Below are 18,156 nucleotides of genomic sequence, written 5' to 3' on the forward strand. Positions count from 1 at the left end.
CTCAGCCGCAGTCAGGTTCACCGGCTGTTGCAAGCCTATGACCAGGACGGCGCCGGCGGGCTGGTGTCGAAGGAGCGCGGCCGACCGAGCAATCGGCGCCATGATGAGGAGCCGCCGCCGCCGGCCGCGCCACCATACAGCGTTTCGGTCGCTTCGGTGTTGTATGCTATCCCCTGCTTGGGATGCAGCTCCAGGTCAAGAACTGCGGACTGTGACATTGACCACGGGGACCAGCGGCAACGGTTCGCCGTCTTTGCCGGTGAGTTCCGATTCGAACTTCTGGGTGCGGATGATTTCCTCGACCTGGCTGGTGAAATCGTCATGGCGCGCATCTTCGCCACGTTCTCTATCTTCACCTCGCCCTGATACGCAAAGGGCTTGGCCTCATAGAGCGGGTGCGCGTCGACCCATTCGAAGTACTCGCAACATGCCGTCCACAGCTTCTCTGGATCGATGATGATCGGGCTGCGGCCGTGAGAGCTACGGGCCTTCCAAAATTGGTTTCCTGCGGGTGCGGGCATTTGCGAAAATTTCGACGCTTTTACAAAGTTAACCAGCGGCCGGATTCGTACGGTTTTGTGACTTGCTGGATTGCCGATCACATGGTTTTTTTCGCACATCGTTGTGTGGGAGTGCGGGCGTGGGCGACGATCAGAAGGACGGTGTTCGGGTAGAACACATAGACGGCCAATGGGCGGTGCAGATCATCGAGGATGGCCTGACCACCCAACAGCTTTTCGACAACGAGGAATTTGCGAGGAGTTTCGCAGCCGGTCAAATCATCCGGCTCAACCTTAACCGGTCCGGCCAAAGCCAAAGCGGCCATGAGGTGGATGGCCCGCGAAACCATTCGTAAACCATGCCAACACGGTAAATATTTTATGTCGAACCGATCCGGTTGCAGGAGGTTTTGGGCGGGTCTGCAACAAAGAGGCCCAGCCAATCCCTGCACCGCTTACCCATCTCGCCCGCCCTGTTGATCTCCTTCGGGATTGCCTGCGGAATTTGCGTCTGGGCGACATCGGATAAGCCAGTGAGCTTCTTTCAAGCCCAGGCGTCCCCGCAGCTGGAAATGCGCGGGACAGTCGGTAACCTTCAATAGATGGACGATCGTCGATGCTACCGGCGGGCCGGGGCTGTCGTGGACGATCCGCTACCGGCTGCGCACGTCGTTCTCGCGCACGGGCAAGACCGCCACCTCTCGAATTGCGGCGCCACGGGGGATCGCGAATAGCGGGCCGGCAGCCGAGGGCGACGAGGTTCTACACGATCAGAACCTACTCGAAGGAATAAGTGAAACCTTCCTTGGAGGCGCCGACGGTGACTTTGGTCATCTTTTCGCCCTCGAGCGACCGGTTAAGCACGCCGCGGCTCAGTTCCGGCAGCAGCGTGTTGGTCAGGATGGCATCGATCATCCGCCCGCCGGATTCGATCTCGGTGCAGCGGGCCTTGACCAGATCCATGACACCGTCGCCGATCACCAGTTCCGCATCGTTGGTTGCCCGCAACCGGCGAGCGATCTTGGCGAACTGGTGGCCAGTGATCGCTTCGATCATCGAATCAGAGAGCGGATAGTAAGGAATGGTCACCACCCGGCCAAGGAAGGCAGCCGGGAAGACCTTCAGCAATGGGCTGCGCAAGGCGGTATCCAGATCGTCGAGCCCGGTCCGCAGCGTGCCATTCTTTGTGCGGTCCATGATAACTTCGGAGCCGACATTCGAGGTGAGCAGGATCAGGGTGTTCTTGAAATCGATCCGGCGGCCCTCGCTGTCGTCCATCATGCCCTTGTCGAAGACCTGGAAGAAGATTTCGTGGACGTCGGGATGCGCCTTCTCGACCTCGTCGAGCAGGATCACCGAATAGGGTTTTCTGCGCACCGCTTCGGTCAGGATGCCGCCCTTGCCGTAGCCGACATAGCCGGGCGGTGCGCCCTTCAGTGTCGAGACGGTGTGCGCCTCCTGGAACTCGGACATGTTGATGGAGATCAGGTTCTGCTCGCCACCGTAAAGCGTTTCGGCCAGCGCCAATGCCGTTTCGGTCTTGCCGACGCCCGAGGGGCCGCAAAGCAGGAAGACCCCGACCGGCTTTTCAGGCGCGCCAAGCCCGGCGCGGCTGGTCTGCACGCGTTTGGCGATCATCTCCATGGCGTGATCCTGGCCGACGACCCGTTCCGAAAGCGTGGCGGCGAGCTTGAGCGCCTTTTCGGTCTGGCTGGACAGCATCCGTCCGGTCGGGATCCCGGTCCAGTCCTGGACCACGGCGGCCACTGCATTGCGGTCAACCGAGGGCAGAATCAGCGGTGTCTCGCCTTGTGCCGCTGCCAATTCGGCCATCAGTGCGCGCAATCGGGCGAGATCGGCGGCAGGATCGGCAGCGGCCTGTGTCTCCGCGTCCGTCTGGGCGGCCTTGGGCGGCTCAGTCTCTGACGACTCCGCTACCTTGGTCTTTTCTGCGTTCGCCGCTGCCGGTTCGGCATCGGCCCCAACGGTGGCCGCATCGAGCGCCACACCCTCGCCGCGCAGCCTGGCGCGCAGTTCGAGTATCTCGGCGACGAGCACCTTTTCACGATCCCAACGCTGCTGCGCCGCAGCCAGGGTGATCTCGCTTTCGGCAAGCCCGGTGTCGACGCGCGCCTGCCGTTCAGCCACCTCGATGCCGATCGCGGCCTCGCGCCCGATGATGCCGCGCTCGACCTCCAGAGCCTGGCGGCGGCGCATGATGTCCTCGACCTCGGCTGGCGTAGCATGCTGCGATATGGCGACACGGGCGCAGGCGGTGTCGAGGAGGCTCACCGCCTTGTCAGGCAGTTGCCGTGCCGGGATGTAGCGATGCGACAGGCCGACTGCTGCCTCGATCGCCTCGTCGAGTATCTGCACCTTGTGGTGTTGCTCCAGAACCCCTGCCACCCCGCGCAACATCAGAACGGCCACCGCCTCCGACGGCTCGTCGATCTTGACCACCTGGAAACGGCGGGTCAGCGCCGGGTCTTTCTCGATGTGCTGCTTATATTCGGCCCAGGTCGTTGCGGCGATGGTGCGAAGTTCGCCCCGTGCCAGCGCCGGCTTCAAGAGATTGGCGGCATCACCGGTTCCGGCAGCACCGCCGGCGCCAATCAAGGTGTGGGCCTCGTCGATGAACAGGATGACCGGCGTTTCGGACGATTGAACCTCGTCGATCACAGCCTTCAGCCGTTTTTCGAATTCGCCCTTCACGCTGGCGCCCGCCTGCATCAATCCGACATCGAGCATGCGCACGCTGACGCCTTGCAGCGTGGGCGGCACATCGCCCTGAGCGATACGCAAGGCAAAGCCCTCAACGACCGCCGTCTTGCCGACCCCGGCCTCGCCGGTCAGGATCGGGTTGTTTTGCCGACGCCGCATCAGGATGTCGACTATCTGCCGGATCTCCGGATCGCGGCCGACGACCGGATCGATCTTGCCCTCGCGGGCGCGTTGGGTCAGATCGGTGGCGAATTTCGCCAAGGCCGAATCTCCGCCCATGGTCCGCTTCGGCGTTTCAGCCGCGGGAACCGCGATGGCTGCGCCGCCTTCGAGCGAACCTTCCACGACATCGGCGAACCGCGCGACAACCGCATCGGCGTCGATCTTGTCGAACTCGCCGCTGATCTTCGACAGCAGGCCTTCCAGAACCGGGGTTTTCAGGCAGGAAAGCAGAATATGGGCGCTGCGGACTTCCTCGACGCCGAACTCCAGCGTCGCGAGGTTCCAGGCTTCCTGGATTGCATGGAAGATATGATCGGAGAATTCCTCGATCGAGGTTGCGCCATAGGGCAACTTGTCGACGGCACGGGTCATATCTGCCGTGAGCCGGCTGGCATCCAGTCCCGCATCGGCGATTATCATTTGCACATCGGAGCGGTCGGAAAGCACCAGCTGCTCGATGAAGTGAACGAGTTCGACGTAAGGATTGCCGCGCAGCTTGGCGCTATCGGCCGCGGCCTTGAAGGCGCGCACCCCGACAGGATCAAGCTTGCCGACCAGTTCCTTACGCTTGAAGCTCTGCGACGACCGGCGCTGTTCCATCGAACGTGCTCCTGCAATCTGCCAGCCGATAAACTGCCACAGATGCCGCCACTTGACAAAGTGCGTTGTGGACGAGGCCTCAATGCCTGGTTCAGCCAGCTTCCTCGTATTGTGGAAGTCTTGCACCACCGGCTGCAAACAACAGCGGAATTGCGCGCCCTGCGCGATGCATTTCTCATACGGATTGACAATTGCGCCACGGAGTTCGGTACTCATGGCGGTGTTCAGCTTCTGTTAATTTTGGAGCACTCGTTGAATTGTGGTAAAGTGCACCGGTGTGATAACGTAAGGTCACATAAGGTTTGAGGGCCTTCGCTGGGGGTTGGTGTGATTGATCTCGCACTCTGGCTTTCTTCGCTAGACGGTGAGAATCCGTCCGGGGAAGATTTGCGCAACGACCCGGCTTTCCATGAGTTGGAGCGCCTGACCGAAGCCCAACTCAAGGTCGTCCACGACGGCAACAATAAGGCCGGCTCGCAAAGCACGATTCCAGTCGACTGGCCCGCTGTGCTCGCAAAGGCGGAGGAATTGCGCGCGCATGGCAGGGACTTGCGCCTGCTTGTCATCGTCACGCGCGCGCTGGCCAATGAAGACGGGCTGGCCGGATTGGCGCAAGGTCTGACGCTGATCGCGCAGACCTTCGATCAGCATTGGGACACCATGCATCCGGCTATGCGGCCCAACGCTTCGCCGCGCGATGCCGCCTTGCGCCGTATCAACGCGCTGATCGACCTGCAGAATGGTCAGGACGGGTTGTTGGCGAATCTGCGGCAAATGACGTTCTTCGCGCCGCGCGCAATCGGCCCGGTTCAGGGCAAGGACCTGGAGAAGGGTGCGCTCGACGATCGCGTCATGCTCCAGGAAGCCGCCTCGGGGCTGAATGCGGCGGAAAAAGCGCAGCTGGTCAGTGCGCACGGACAACTCTTGAATCGGGTGCGTGCCGCATGTGCGGCACAGATCGATCAGGCCAATGCGGAGATGGTCCAGCTCATCGCCGACGCCCGGGCGACGATCACGGCACTGGATGCGCTCGAGACTGCGCTCAACGCTCGTCTCGAGGGCAGCGGCACTCCCGTTCCGGACTTAAAACGGTTCCTGCAGCGTTTGCTGACGACACTTGAACGGAATTCAGCGGCCGGCGCGGTGACGAATGGCGCAGCCACGCAGGCGGTGCCGACGGAACTGGCAACGCCTGCTCGAAACGGTCATGGAGCCGATGCTATGGCAAGTATGGCAAGCTATGCGGACTCGAGCACGGGACTCCCCGACCGGATCTCCTCGCGCGACGACGTGGTGAAATGCCTCGACCTGGTCGTCGCCTTCTATGACCGTACCGAACCGTCGAGCCCAATTCCGCACCTGGCTCGGCGGGTCCGTCGGATGGTGCACATGGATTTCGTTGAACTGATGGAAGATCTCGCCCCTTCGGGGCTGAAGGAGTTCAGGCTGCTGGCCGGCGTTCCCGATGCCAAGAAGACGGCTCAGAAGGATGAAAGGTAACAACACATGCCAGCCGAAAGCAAAGCCAAGGTCATCGAACGAAATCGCGCGCCGCGGGTGCAGATCGCCTACGATGTGGAAACCTACGGCAGCCCGACGACGATCGAACTGCCGTTTGTCATGGGCGTGATGGCCGACCTTGCCGGTGCTTCGCAAACCAAGGAAGCGTCAAAGTCGGTGCTGGACCGCTCCTTTGTCGAGACCGACGCGAACCGCTTCCCAAAATTCATGGAGGCGCTCGGCCCCCGCGTCAAAGCGCGGGTGAAGAACACGCTGCCGCAGGCCGAGGGCCAGGAGCGTGACGAGGAACTGGCGCTCGATCTTACATTTTCCAAGATGGGTGATTTCGCCCCCGACAAGATTGCCGAGCAAGTTCCGCAACTGGCCGAGATCCTCAAGATGCGTCGACAACTCGAGGAATTGCTCGGCTTCATGGATGGCCGTGTCGATGCTGAAAAGCGCATCGCGCAGCTTCTGAACAACGAACCGCTTCTTGGCAAGATTGCCAGCCAGGCGCTGGCCGACGACGACAAGGTTGGGGAATGATCATGGCCGAACAGCAAAAGACCGCCTCAGTCGCCGCGGAGGCCGAAGCCATAAACCTCGATGAATTCAGCGGACTCCTCGAAAAAGATTTCAAGGTCAAGAAGGACGACAGCGAGAAGCTGCAACAGCTCGTGCGCAATCTCGCGCTCGCGGCGCAGTCCCGTTCCGACACCACGACCATCTCTTCCAATGCCATCAAATCGATCAAGTCGCTGATCGCCGGCATTGACAAGATGCTGACGACACAGGTCAACGAAATCCTGCACGCGCCGGAAGTGCGTGAGATGGAAGGCACATGGCGAGGGCTGTGGTATCTCGTCAACAACACCGAGACGGATCAGAAGCTGAAGATCCGGGTGATGAACATCTCCAAAGAGCAGCTGGCCGATACGCTTGAAGACTATGAAGGTCAGATGTGGGACCAGAGCCCGATCTTCAAGAAAGTCTACACAGACGAGTATTCGATGCTTGGCGGCGAACCAATCGGCTGCGTGATCGGCGCCTACGAGTTCTCCAATCACCCACGTGACGTCGGCCTGCTGCGCAACATCTCCGGCATCTGCGCTTCCGCGCATACGCCGTTTATCGCGGCCGCTTCGCCGCGCCTATTTCGCATGGACAGCTGGCAGGAACTGCCGAACCCGCAAGACCTGCAGCAGATCGTCTCCAACCCCGCCTATGCCTCGTGGCAGTCGTTGCGCGAGAGTGAGGACGCTCGCTACATCGGCCTGACCATGCCCCGCGTCCTGGCGCGGCTGCCCTACGGCACCGATACCGTTCCGGTGAAGGGTTTCACCTTCGAGGAAGAGGTGGAGGGCGATCACAACAAATATGTCTGGATGAACGCCGCCTTCCCGATGGGCGTCAACATCAACCGCAGTCACAAGCTTTTCGGCTGGGGCACGCAGATCCGCGGCGTCGAGAATGGTGGCACGGTGCTCAACCTGCCGGTGCATAGCTTCCCGACCGATGATGGCTCGATCGCGATGAAATGTCCCACGGAAGTCGCCATCGACGACCGGCGCGAGGCGGAACTGGCCAAGCTTGGCTTGATGCCCATCCTGCACCGGAAGAATACCGATCTCGCGGCCTTCATCGGAGCACACTCGCTGCAGGACGACGAAACGCGGGCGGGGCGGCTGGTCGACCCCGATGCACAGTCGAACGAGCGGCTGAGCGCCAACCTGCCCTACCTGTTCCCGGTCTCGCGCTTTGCGCACTACCTCAAGGCGATCGCGCGCGACAAGGTCGGCTCGTTCAAGGAGCGCGCCGACATGCAGATCTGGTTGACCGAGTGGATCAATCGATACGTGCTGGCCAACCCGGCCTTTGCCGACGACAAGGCGCGCGCCAAGCGCCCGCTTGCCGCCGCCGAGGTCCAGGTGGACAGCGTGGAGGGGCGGCCGGGCTATTATAATGCCCGCTTCTATCTGCGCCCGCATTACCAGCTGGAGGGCATCAATGCGTCGCTCCGACTGGTCTCGGAACTACCGTCCGTTAAGACTTGATCGCAGCAACGACAACCTGGTTTTTTGAAAGCGGTGGAGAAACACAATGCCGACTACGAAGATTGATGGCTTCCTGAAGGTTCCCGATATCAAAGGCCCCAGCACCCGCGACGGCCACGATGACGAGATTGAAATCCATGGCGTCGACTACAAGATGGTCGCACCTTATGATCCCAATTCGCTGTCACGCCGTGGCCGCGTCTCTATGGGGATGATCAAATTCACCAAGCACTACGACAAATCATCGCCCTATCTGAAAAAGGCTTTGTTCGAAAACAAGGCCCTTGATGAGGTGGTGTTCTCGGCCCGCCGGACCATCGATGGCGAGACCAAGGATTACCTGGTCGTTACCCTCACCGACGCCTCGATCATGGAATACGACATGTCGCAAGCCGAGGATGAGGAAGACCTGATCCAGGAAGAGGTCAGCTTCGCCTACAAGAAGATCAAATTCGTCTATGACGGCAATGATGAAGCCGAAATGGATGTCTATGTCGGCAAGTGAGGTTCGGCGACCCGGCGCGGGCATGCAGCAGACCACTGGCAGCTTGCGGGCGAAAAGCGAAGCCGTCCAGCCGTCGCTTTGGGATCGTCTCGTCAATGATCTGCCGGGCCTGACCTCGGAAATAGACGGGCTGCGCCATGTCCTGCTCGACGAGCTTGGCGCGGACCGTCTCGACACACTCGTTGCCGGCAGCACGCGTGCCATCGACGCCGATGTGGTACTGACACCGGATCAGAAACGCCGTCTGCATCGGTTGGCCGTTCAGACCCAGCACCGCGTCGAAATCGAAAGCCGTGGCGTGGTGGTATCGGCGCGCGTGCTCAGGGAAGCGGTACGGCGTGACATCGAGGCGCTCTTCAACACAGAGCGCTTCGAGGCGACGCCGCTTCTTTCCGACCTGGAAAATGAACAGGTTGCGGACAATCCCCCTTCGCTTGCCGATTTCCCGGAGGTCCGCCGCAGCGTGGTCAATTACGGCGTGCCCTCCTTCTCGGGCCGCTCGTCGCGCGACTTCGATCGCGAGGTGTTGGCACGTGAGATCCGCATGGTGCTCGCGACCTTCGAGCCCCGCCTGAAGGAAAGCGCAACAAAGGTAACGGTCACGCTTGGCGACAACACCGTCGGCCTGAAGATCGAGATAGACGCCGTTCTGATCATGACCCCGACTCCCGAACGCATGCGCCTGCGCACCACGATCAATCTCGACAACGGTTTGGCGCGGACCGAAATTGGGGAGGCCTGAGATGGATCGGGTCTTCGTCGAATATTACGAGGAGGAACTGAGCCATATCCGCGCTCTTGCATCGGAATTCGCAGACATGCATCCGGCGGTGGCGCGCAACCTTTCCCTCGATACGGTGCCGTGTCCGGACCCATATGTCGAGCGCCTGCTCGATGGCGTAGCCTTCCTGGCCGCGCGCACCCGGCTAAAGGTCGATGCCGAGCGCTCGCGATTTTCCCGCAGTGTGCTCGACGTTCTCTATCCCGATCTGGTCACGCCGGCGCCGGCAACGGCGATGGCGGTGCTGAAACCCGGCCAGCAGGTCCAGACCATGCTGGCCGGCCACGTCGTCAAGCGCAACACACGGCTGGTTTCCAGCCTGCAGCCAGGCCTGTCAACGCGCTGCATTTTCTCAACCGCCCAGGAAATGACTCTATGGCCGATCGCGGTCACTTCGGTCAGCTTTTTTCAGGACCGCAGTGCGATGGCGATGGCTGGCATAGGACCGATCGGCGGTGTCAGCGGCGAGTCGGCGCTCCGCCTCACGCTGGCCAGGACCGGAAAAGGCAAGCTCGACGAACTGGCTCTCGACCGGCTTGACCTCTATTTTGCCGGACGCACCAAGGCGCCGCTACTGTTCGATGCGATTTTCGGCGCCTGCGCGGCCACAGCAGCGCGACCGGAAGGCAAGACCAACCCGCTGTCGCCGTTGCCGGCACCCGAGATGATCGGCATCAGCGACGACGAGGCCTTGATGCCGCGCACCCGCCCGACATTCGAAGGATACCGGTTGCTGCGCGAATACTTCATGATGCCCGAGCGTTTTCACTATGCACGGGTTTTGGGATTGCAGCCTGTCGTGCGCCAATGCGCGGCCGGACTCGAGATCATTTTCCTGTTCAAACGCACGGTTCCCGAGCTGGCCGATCTGACGCCGGCGGACTTCGAACTTTTCGCGACACCGATCATCAATCTGTTCGAACGCGAGTGCAACGTCGTCGAAGTCGATGAACGCAAGACGCGCCAGGTGTTGCATGCGGACCGGACGCGGGCGCGTGACTTCGAAATCTACCGGGTCATCCGCGTCGAGGACGCCGACACGGAAGGTAACGACGCTGAAATCCCCGAGCTCTTCAGCCTGGGTCAGAACGGCGGTAGTGGTTGGGTCTATTCGACCGAAAGGCGCCCTCGCCGCGCGATGGAGGAGGAGCGCCGCGAAGGCCTGACGCGAACGTCCTATACCGGGGATGACGTTTTCCTGGCCGTGTCCCGGCCGCTCGTAAGGCCGGCGACCCGGCCGCTGAAGCGGCTCGACGTGATGGCGCTTTGCACCAATCGTGATCTGCCGATCCTCGATGACAATCCGACGTTGACGTTAGAGGCCGGCGACCCGGTCGAAACCGTGAGGCTTCTTGGCGCCTTGCGTGCGCCGCAGCCAGCTATTCCTGCGGCACTGCCTGCTGGGGCCGACGGGGAATCGCGGGCCGATGATCTCGCCTGGCGGCTGGTGGCGCAGCTCGCGCTCAACTTTCTCAGTCTTGCCAAAGAAGGCCGCGGCATCGATCCCCTGCATGCGCTACTCGACCTTTATGCCGATCGCGGCGATCCAAGCCTTGCCCGAAATGTGCATTCGATCGTGCGTATCGACTCGCAGCCGGTCATCGAACGTCTGCAAATCGATGGACCGATGTGCTTTGGACGCGGTACCGAAGTCACGTTGCATGTTGATCAATCGGTCCTGGCCGGCCAAAGTACCTTGCTGCTTTCGGCCTTGCTGGCGCGGTTGTTTGCTCGTCACGCCGGGATAAACGGCTTCGTGCGAACTCGCACGCGGCTGCTGCAGAAGCAGGAGGATGTGCCATGGCCGATGACGCCCGGCAATCGCTACCTGATCTAGACACGCCCGGCCCGAACAGGGCCGAAGGTCTGTCCGAGACGTTCGACTTTTTCGAACTGCTGCGCCGCCTCGAACAACGGAACGGTCTGTTCGGCCATTCCGGCCGTCCCGACCGTGAGCCGGCACGGCTCGGCCAGCATGTACGCCTCGCCTTTTCCGCACGGGACCTGGTTGTGTTCCGCGAAGCCCGCGATGCGGCACCGGCCCGGGTCACGGTGGCAAATTTTGGTCTGCTGGGACCCGAGGGTCCAATGCCGCTGCATCTGACGCGCTGGGTGCTCGACCGGCTCTCGCAACGCTGGTTCGCCGGCGCCGAGGCACAACTGACCAGCGACACGACGTTCGTCGACTTCGTCAACATTCTGCAGCACCGTATGATCGCCCTCTACTATCGGGCGTGGGCGGATGCGCACCCGGCCGTGCAGGCCGAACGCGCGGTCGGCGGGCGCGTTCGCGCCATGCTTGAAGCCATGGCCGGGATCGGACTTCCCGGCACGCAGGACCCCAATCTCGATACGGTGAAGCTTCGCCAGGCGGCTTCGCTGGCCAATCAGGTCGACGGCCCGGAACGGCTGACGCTGTTCCTGGCGGAAGCGTTCAAGGCGCCGGTACAGATCAAGGAGTTCATCTCCGCCTGGATAACAGTACCAACCGGTCTCCAGACCCGTCTTGCAAAGGCCTTTGCAGGGCTCGGCAAGGGCGCGACGATCGGCCCACGCGTTTTCAGCCGCCAAAGCAGGATCGAACTGCGTGTCGGCCCGCTGGGGTATGAGGAGTTCAAGGCGTTCCTGCCTGGCGGCGAGCGGCTCAAGCTGTTCAAGCAGGCCGTTCGCGACATGGTCGGGGAGTCGCTCGACGTCGATCTGCGCATCGTGCTTGCGCGTGAAGCCGTACCGCCGCCCCAAATCGGAGCGGTTCGGCTCGGGCGGACCGCCTGGCTTGCGCGACCCATCGAAAGGGGCGATGCTGACGACATGCGGCTGCGGACAATCGTCGGATGGCGGCCGGAAATGACGGGGGTCGCGGCATGAGCCTGCTGCTGACACTGGAGCAAGGGCCACGCACCCAGGCGGTGCGGCAGGCCCGGCTTGACGAGGGTGAGCTGGTGATCGGCCGCAGCGCGGACGCGGGTTGGCAGATCAACGATCCCGACATGTTCGTTTCAAGGGCACATTGCAAGATCTCTGGCGGGCGAGATGGATATTTCGTCACCGACACGTCGAGCAGCGGATTGTTCATAAACGACTCCGACAGCCCGCTCGGTGCCGGCAAGTCGACGCGCCTTCAAAGTGGCATGCGGCTGAGATTGGGCGACTACGTCGTCCATGTCGACCTGCAAACGCCAGCCACTCAAGCACCAGCGGCCAGCCAGCCGGTTTCGGAACGCGCGCCGCCAGCATCCCGGGCCCCGGTGAGCATCGGTCGCGATGACTTCTTTTCCGCCAAGGTCGAAGAAGAGCCGCGACGGCCACGTCCGGCCGATCTGCCGAACCCTTTCGAGCAGCCGGTTGCGGGTGCATTCGAACGTGCCAACTCCGACCAGCGCCACTCGGCCGCTTTCGATGACCCGTTCAGCCTCGATCCGGTTTCGACGCCGGTGTCGAAAAATCCCGCCCCTTATCGCGAACCGGGCGGCGCGGCGAGCCAAGCGGACCCGTTCAGCCTCGACGCGGTACCGTCCCCCGACCGCGCAGCCCAAGCCGCCCGTGACAAGCCGTCCGGAACCCATGATGACTTTGCTTTCGGACCAGCCGCCACGCTCAGTTCGGCGAACGGCGCCAGTTCGATCGAACAGCGCGAGCGCATCGCCCAGCGATCCCAATCAGCCAATCCCTGGGATTTGCCGGTGCAGCCCGCAGCTACCCCTGCTTCACCACGTGTGGGTGCTGCTCCCAAAGCCGCCCCGGCGCTGGGTGCGGCGCGGCCGGAGGAGATGGCGCTTCGCGCCGCATTCCTGCATGGCATGGGTGTCGAGGAAGCCGATTTCCCCGGACGCGACAGCATCGCGGAAATGGAGAAGTTCGGTCGCGAATACCGGATGATGATGGAAGGTCTGATGCAGCTTCTGCGCAAGCGGGCCGAGGAAAAGGGAAACGCGCGCGTCGCGCAGACCATGGTCGGGGCCTCCGAAGTCAATCCGCTCAAGTTCCTGCCGACCGTCGACGACGCCATCATAACGCTTATCGCTGAGCGCAGCCCAGGATTTCTCGGCGGTGAAGCGGCAATCACCGATGCGGTGCGCGATCTCGCGCAACATCACGTACGCGCCTGGCGAGGCATACAGACCGCCATGCGGCGGATGATCGACCGTTTTGACCCGGTAGTGATCGAGGAAGAGCTGAAAACGAATTCCGCGATCGGAACCCTTCTCTCTGGGGGGCGGGGCGCCAAGCTGTGGGAACTTTACCAGAAGCGCCATCGTGAAATCGCCGAGAGTGCTGAAAAGAGCTTCCTTGGCGAAATCGGCGCTGATTTTCGAGATGCATATGAGGAGGAGTGAGAGATGATTGATCGACGTGAATTTGTTGTTGCCTTGGGCGCGACAGGGTTGCTTGCGGCTTGCCAGAGTGGTCCGCCGAAACCATCGGTGATCACCGTCAACGTAAACGGCGGTGCTGGCATGAACCCGGGACCAGGCGGCGGCGACCGGCCGGTAACGATCCTGGTGATGCGGCTGAAAAGCACCGGCAAATTCAATTCCGCCGACTATTTCGCGCTGCAGGGGGATGCCGGCACGGCGCTGGCGGGCGATCTCATCGGATCCGACCAGATTTCCGTCGGGCCGGGAAAATCCGCATCCAAAACCATCACGGTCGAGCCGGACGCGACGGCGCTGGGCTTTGTTGCTCTGATCCGCGAGCCCGGCGGCCGGAACTGGCGGACAACTAAGTCGGTGTCGTCGGGATCGAAATTCACGATCAACGTCACGCTTGGCAGCGGCGGCATTTCCGCCTAGCGGCAAAGGGCAAGGGGAGCTCGATGCAGAGAGTAGCGGCATGAGCAATGCAAACAGGGTGCTATGGTCCGAAGGGCTTTTCCTGCGGACCCAGCATTTCCAGCAGCAGGATCGCTTTTTCGAGGCGACGGTGCGCGGCGCGTTGCAGGCCGGGCAATTGCATACGTTCGGTTTCCAACAGCTGACACTGGACCAGGCGTTGCTGGAAGCCGGCCAGATCTCGATCCTGTCCGCGCGGGGCATCTTTCCGGATGGGACACCTTTTTCCATCCCGGACATGATGGATGCGCCGCGACCGCTGCCGGTCACCCCTGACACGGGCGCCGGACCGGTGCTGATCGCCTTGCCGCTGGAGCCTCCGGGCGGTGTCGGCTTCGATCCGGCACACGCTGCCGCCTCGGGTGCGCGATATCATGGGCGGATCGTTTCGGTGCGTGACGCCGTCCAGGGCGGTTCAGACCCTGAAGAAATCGAAATTGCCCGGCCGCAGGCGCTGCTGCTCGCACCCGGCAAGTCGGTCGGTGGCTACACGGCCTTGCCGATAGCCGACCTCAAGGGGATTCGAGCCGATGGCGGCGTCTCCCTGGACGAGACCTTCCTGCCACCGACCTTGGTTACGGGCGCCGTGGCCTGGTACCGGCAATTGCTGCTGGAAGTTGTCACCGGCCTCGACCAGATCGCCGAGGCGCATGGCAAGATGGTCATGGGCGGACCTGGGCGCAGCGTCGAAGATTTGCTGATGCTCAATCTCGCCAATGCGGCACGTCCGCGGCTGGCCCACATGCTGGCTCAGGATGTGTTCCATCCAGCCGAGCTTTACCTGGAACTTGCCGGTCTCGCCGGTTCGATGGCGACCTACGGATCGAGCGCGCGGCGGCTGGGCGAGTTGCCCGCCTACGATCACATGGCGCCTGGCCCCGCCTATTCGGCGCTGGCGGATGCGCTGCGCTCGCTCATCCTCAGCCTGCGTTACATCGAGCCGAAATCGCGTGCGCTGCCTGTCATGCGGCATTCGACCAATGTCTGGAAGATCCGTATCGACAATCCGAAGCTGCTGGTGGCCAGCCGGATCGTCATCCGGGTCGGTTCGGAGTTGTCGGAAGACGCGCTGCGCAAGATATTCGTCAATCAGGCAACCGTCGGCTCGGCCGACCAGTTCGAGGGCCTGTGGAAATCGCGCTTGCCCGGCATTCCGCTGAAACCGCTTCATTCCCAGCCGCGCGAGATTCCTTACGATGGCGATCGGTTATGTCTGGAACTGGACCAGAAAAGTGAGCACTGGGCGTCGCTGCTCGACGCTCCCGGCTTCGTCATCGGCGTTTCGGGCGTGTTGCCAAGCGAGCCGCAGGTGGACTGCTATTCGGTGAACAGGTGAGATCATGAGCCGCGATGATCCGTTCGGACTGTCGGAGGATCGCGAACGCACCCGCATTCGATTGACCGGCGCGCCGATGCCGCGGCCGATGGCGCCACCTTTGCCGAGCGCGTCGGTAAAGCGCTCCCGCACCCATCCGAACGCACTCGTCAACGCATTTGCGCCCTTGCTCGAATTCGGTCCCGAGCTTGAAAGTGCGCTGCCGCCGGACAATCCGGAAACATTGCGTACCCGATTGCTCGAAGAACTGGTCCGGGCACGCGACACGGCTATGTCGGTCGGATCCTCAATGGAGCGCGCCGACCAGGCGGCCTGGGTGGTGGCGGCGTTGCTCGACGATCTGGCCCTGAACACGCCATGGGGCGGTGCCAGCGCCTGGCCGCGGCAGCCGCTTGTGGTCATGCTGCGCGGCGATGTCGATGCCGGCACGCAGTTCTTCACCCGTCTCGACGAACTCGAGCGCCATCCCAACCGTGATCGCGAATTGCTGGAACTGCAGTATCAATGCATGGCGCTTGGCTTTCGTGGCAAATATCGTGTGTCGGCCCGATCCGGCGACCGCTCGCTCAATGCCGTTCGCGTGGCGGCGGCACGCTTCCTACGCGATGCCGACGCCGAAGGCGCGCCACTGTCGCCAAACTGGAAAGGCGTGATCGCATCTGACGAGCCGCAGCGCTTCATCGTTCCGATCTGGGTCATGGCGCTCGGTGCGGCGGTTGCAGCCATGACAATCCATGTCGGGCTCTCGATGGCACTGAGCAGCCAGGCGGTCGAGCTCTCCGCACTTGTTCGCGCGCTGCCGCCGCCCGCGCGCGGCGACATCACCCGCACGTCGCCCAAAGTCGATGCCCCGCCGCCGGAGAAGGTGGATTTTGCGCTGTTGCCGGAATTTCAGGCCGGGGCGCCCGCCGACCTCAGATCCGCCCTCAGCGGCACCGAAAGCGTTTCGCTGGCCAAGCTGACGATCCAGGCCTCCAATCCCGAACTGTTCCAGTCGTCACGGCCACAACTGACCGAAGGCTTCGAGCCCCTGATCGGGTCGCTCGCCAAGGTGATCCTCGCCAACCAGGAGCTGATCGGAAACATCACCGTCGTCGGTCATACCGACAGCGTTCCCCTGCAAAAGACCAATCCGCTGTCGACCAACCAGCGACTGTCGGAGGCTCGCGCCCAGACGATTGCCGACATGCTGGTCCAGAACGGAGTGCCGCGGGATCGCGTCCATTCCGAGGGCCGCGCGGCCACCGATCCAGTCGCCACCGACAGCACGCGCGAGGGGCGGGCCTTGAACCGCCGCGTCGAGGTGCTTGTCGAAAAGAGGCTGTGAGATGTTCATCCTGCGCTTCCTTTGGGCTGTCCTGACATCACGCTGGCTATGGACGCTGATCGGCCTCACGCTGCTTTCCCTGGTCATCTGGGTGTTCGGTCCGATCGTCAGGGTCGGTCCCTATGAACCGTTCGCCTCTGATAACGTGCGCATCGTCATCATTGCGCTGCTGGTCATCTTCTGGCTGACCTGGCTGATCGTCGCCCAGCGCCGGGCGATCCGCGCCAACCGCATGTTCGTCGCCGAGATTGCCGCGCCGGTGGTGGAAAAGCCGCTCAGACCCGGCGAAGAGAATGTCGCGGCCGTCGGTGCCAAGTTCGCCGAGGTGATGGCCGAACTGAAGCGCCGCAAGCTGGGCGGACGAAAGTTTCTGCGCGAAATGCCATGGTATGTGATCGTCGGGCCGCCGGCCACCGGCAAGACCACGGCCTTGCGGCAGTCCGGGCTGAATTTTCCGATCGACCTCACCGAGGACCTGCAGGGGGTCGGCGGCACGCGCAACTGCGACTGGTTCTTTTCCGAACATGCGGTTCTGATCGACACCGCCGGCCGTTATGTCCAGCAGGAGAGCCAGCCCGATGTGGACGCGGTTGAATGGCTGGGCTTCCTCGACCTGTTGAAAAAGCACCGCGGACGCCGCGCGCTGAATGGCGTAATCGTCGCGCTTTCGATCGACGTGCTTTGGGAGGGCGATGAAGCCATCAAGGCGCACGGCCGCAAGATCCGCCGCCGGTTGGCCGAACTCAACGACCGGCTCGAAATCCGCCTTCCGGTCTATCTGATGCTGACCAAGGCCGATCTGATCAAGGGTTTCGAGGCTTTCTTCGGCGGCTTGTCCACGGCTTCGCGCGAGCAGGTATGGGGGACCACCTTCGCGCTGGAAGCGCGTGTCGATGCGAAGACCATTGAACGGGAAATTTCCGCGCTGGCGACGGAACTTGAGCGGAGGCTGGTGCCGCGGCTGGAAGATGAGGACAAACTCGCCGCCCGTGCCGAGATTTTCCGCTTTCCCGCCCAACTGGCAAGCCTGTCCGAACCGATACAGGTGCTGGTCGAGGCAATGTTCGGCGAAAGCCGGTATGAAGAGGTCGCGTGGTTGCGCGGGCTCTATCTGACATCGGCGACGCAGGAAGGAGCGCCCATCGACCGGCTGACCGCGGCGCTGTCTTCGTCCTTCGGCCTGCCGCCGCGACGGGCGCTGCCCGCACCAAGGGTCGAAAAACGCAGCTTCTTCCTGAAGAACCTGCTGACCGAAGTCATCTTCAAGGAAGCGGGCCTCGGCACGTTCGATCCGCTGGCGCAACGGCGCCGCGCCTGGATCTGGCGGGGTGCGGCAGCCGCTTGCGCGGCGGCGGCATTGTTGGCCGGCGGGTTGTTCACCTGGTCCTATTTTGACAACCGCAACGCGATAACGGCCCAGGCAGGCCAGTTCGAAGCGCTGCAGACGCCGCTGACCTCCATCGCTGCAACGCCGGCATCGGTGGAGCAGCCCGCCATGGACGGCGCGCTCGGTGCGATGGACGCGGTCGCAACCGCCCGGAAAGCACCGCCTGGCGCCGCCCAGGATCTACTGGGACCATCGGCCTCCGCGGAAATGGTGCGGGCGCAGACCGACACGTACGATCATGCCCTGCGCAATATTCTTGAGCCACGCATGATCGCCTTGCTCGAGGCGACGATGTGGCGGCAGATCCGCGACCCGGATTTCATGCTCGGAGCGCTGAAAACCTATCGCATGATGACGGGCCTGTCTCAGATGGATCCCGATTACGCCCAAG

At 62.5% G+C, this 18,156-nt stretch carries 14 protein-coding genes and 1 pseudogene; 13 read left to right on the top strand and 2 right to left on the bottom strand.

Going from position 1 to position 18,156, the window contains the following annotated elements:
- Positions 1-111 (top strand): annotated as a pseudogene (locus tag EN955_RS35610) (helix-turn-helix domain-containing protein); the annotation flags it as partial.
- A 487-nt stretch (positions 112-598) separates the two neighbouring features.
- On the opposite strand, the gene EN955_RS34905 reads toward EN955_RS35610, so the two are convergent.
- Together EN955_RS34905 and tssH are read right to left on the bottom strand one after the other, a co-directional pair.
- Positions 599-850 (bottom strand): hypothetical protein, encoded by a 252-nt coding sequence (locus EN955_RS34905; protein WP_164753151.1) that lies wholly within the window; start codon positions 848-850, stop codon positions 599-601.
- A 427-nt stretch (positions 851-1,277) separates the two neighbouring features.
- Positions 1,278-4,043 (bottom strand): type VI secretion system ATPase TssH, encoded by a 2,766-nt coding sequence (gene tssH / locus EN955_RS27695; protein ID WP_024504476.1) that lies wholly within the window; start codon positions 4,041-4,043, stop codon positions 1,278-1,280.
- A 327-nt stretch (positions 4,044-4,370) separates the two neighbouring features.
- Between tssH and tssA the strand changes: the two genes are divergently transcribed.
- The 12 genes from tssA to tssM form a co-directional block, all read left to right on the top strand.
- Positions 4,371-5,543 carry a type VI secretion system protein TssA gene (gene tssA / locus EN955_RS27700; RefSeq protein WP_013525310.1) on the top strand — a complete coding sequence of 391 codons (1,173 nt, stop codon included), beginning with the start codon at positions 4,371-4,373 and terminating at the stop codon, positions 5,541-5,543.
- 6 nt (positions 5,544-5,549) lie between these two features.
- Positions 5,550-6,089, top strand: a complete 540-nt coding sequence (tssB, locus tag EN955_RS27705; RefSeq protein ID WP_013525309.1) for a type VI secretion system contractile sheath small subunit — start codon at positions 5,550-5,552, stop codon at positions 6,087-6,089.
- A gap of 2 nt (positions 6,090-6,091) precedes the next feature.
- Positions 6,092-7,597 (top strand): type VI secretion system contractile sheath large subunit, encoded by a 1,506-nt coding sequence (tssC, locus tag EN955_RS27710; RefSeq protein WP_024504477.1) that lies wholly within the window; start codon positions 6,092-6,094, stop codon positions 7,595-7,597.
- Between the two features lie 46 nt (positions 7,598-7,643).
- Positions 7,644-8,102, top strand: coding sequence for an Hcp family type VI secretion system effector (locus tag EN955_RS27715; RefSeq protein ID WP_013525307.1), 459 nt, complete (start codon positions 7,644-7,646; stop codon positions 8,100-8,102).
- Positions 8,089-8,844, top strand: coding sequence for a type VI secretion system baseplate subunit TssE (gene tssE / locus EN955_RS27720; RefSeq protein WP_013525306.1), 756 nt, complete (start codon positions 8,089-8,091; stop codon positions 8,842-8,844). The genes EN955_RS27715 and tssE overlap by 14 nt, the downstream gene beginning before the upstream one ends.
- 1 nt (position 8,845) lies before the next feature.
- A complete protein-coding gene (gene tssF, locus EN955_RS27725; RefSeq protein ID WP_024504478.1) occupies positions 8,846-10,720 on the top strand; it encodes a type VI secretion system baseplate subunit TssF in 1,875 nt (624 codons plus the stop codon).
- The gene (gene tssG, locus EN955_RS27730; RefSeq protein WP_024504479.1) at positions 10,684-11,751 is read left to right on the top strand and encodes a type VI secretion system baseplate subunit TssG; all 1,068 of its coding nucleotides are present in this window, start codon (positions 10,684-10,686) and stop codon (positions 11,749-11,751) included. The genes tssF and tssG overlap by 37 nt, the downstream gene beginning before the upstream one ends.
- The gene (gene tagH / locus EN955_RS27735) at positions 11,748-13,220 is read left to right on the top strand and encodes a type VI secretion system-associated FHA domain protein TagH (protein WP_024504480.1); all 1,473 of its coding nucleotides are present in this window, start codon (positions 11,748-11,750) and stop codon (positions 13,218-13,220) included. The genes tssG and tagH overlap by 4 nt, the downstream gene beginning before the upstream one ends.
- Positions 13,221-13,223: 3 nt before the next feature.
- A complete protein-coding gene (gene tssJ, locus EN955_RS27740; protein ID WP_024504481.1) occupies positions 13,224-13,676 on the top strand; it encodes a type VI secretion system lipoprotein TssJ in 453 nt (150 codons plus the stop codon).
- A 40-nt stretch (positions 13,677-13,716) separates the two neighbouring features.
- Positions 13,717-15,051, top strand: coding sequence for a type VI secretion system baseplate subunit TssK (gene tssK / locus EN955_RS27745; protein ID WP_013525301.1), 1,335 nt, complete (start codon positions 13,717-13,719; stop codon positions 15,049-15,051).
- Positions 15,052-15,055: 4 nt separating this feature from the next.
- Complete coding sequence (icmH, locus tag EN955_RS27750; RefSeq protein ID WP_024504482.1) at positions 15,056-16,378, top strand: type IVB secretion system protein IcmH/DotU; 1,323 nt, start codon at positions 15,056-15,058, stop codon at positions 16,376-16,378.
- Between the two features lies 1 nt (position 16,379).
- Positions 16,380-18,156: type VI secretion system membrane subunit TssM (gene tssM / locus EN955_RS27755; RefSeq protein WP_127223485.1), on the top strand; the 1,777-nt coding region annotated here is incomplete at its 3' end.

This window comes from Mesorhizobium sp. M7A.F.Ca.CA.001.04.2.1, from assembly GCF_003998485.1.
In the GTDB taxonomy this organism is placed as follows: domain Bacteria; phylum Pseudomonadota; class Alphaproteobacteria; order Rhizobiales; family Rhizobiaceae; genus Mesorhizobium; species Mesorhizobium ciceri.

What these genes read in the sequence shown, in the direction of transcription:
- tssH (WP_024504476.1), bottom strand. Translation starts at nt 4,043, where the DNA reads ATGGAACAGCGCCGGTCGTCGCAGAGCTTCAAGCGTAAGGAACTGGTC.
- tssJ (WP_024504481.1), top strand. Translation starts at nt 13,224, where the DNA reads ATGATTGATCGACGTGAATTTGTTGTTGCCTTGGGCGCGACAGGGTTG.
- tssF (WP_024504478.1), top strand. Translation starts at nt 8,846, where the DNA reads ATGGATCGGGTCTTCGTCGAATATTACGAGGAGGAACTGAGCCATATC.
- tssE (WP_013525306.1), top strand. Translation starts at nt 8,089, where the DNA reads ATGTCGGCAAGTGAGGTTCGGCGACCCGGCGCGGGCATGCAGCAGACC.
- tssB (WP_013525309.1), top strand. Translation starts at nt 5,550, where the DNA reads ATGCCAGCCGAAAGCAAAGCCAAGGTCATCGAACGAAATCGCGCGCCG.
- tagH (WP_024504480.1), top strand. Translation starts at nt 11,748, where the DNA reads ATGAGCCTGCTGCTGACACTGGAGCAAGGGCCACGCACCCAGGCGGTG.
- EN955_RS27715 (WP_013525307.1), top strand. Translation starts at nt 7,644, where the DNA reads ATGCCGACTACGAAGATTGATGGCTTCCTGAAGGTTCCCGATATCAAA.
- tssC (WP_024504477.1), top strand. Translation starts at nt 6,092, where the DNA reads ATGGCCGAACAGCAAAAGACCGCCTCAGTCGCCGCGGAGGCCGAAGCC.
- tssK (WP_013525301.1), top strand. Translation starts at nt 13,717, where the DNA reads ATGAGCAATGCAAACAGGGTGCTATGGTCCGAAGGGCTTTTCCTGCGG.
- icmH (WP_024504482.1), top strand. Translation starts at nt 15,056, where the DNA reads ATGAGCCGCGATGATCCGTTCGGACTGTCGGAGGATCGCGAACGCACC.
- tssG (WP_024504479.1), top strand. Translation starts at nt 10,684, where the DNA reads ATGGCCGATGACGCCCGGCAATCGCTACCTGATCTAGACACGCCCGGC.
- EN955_RS34905 (WP_164753151.1), bottom strand. Translation starts at nt 850, where the DNA reads ATGGTTTCGCGGGCCATCCACCTCATGGCCGCTTTGGCTTTGGCCGGA.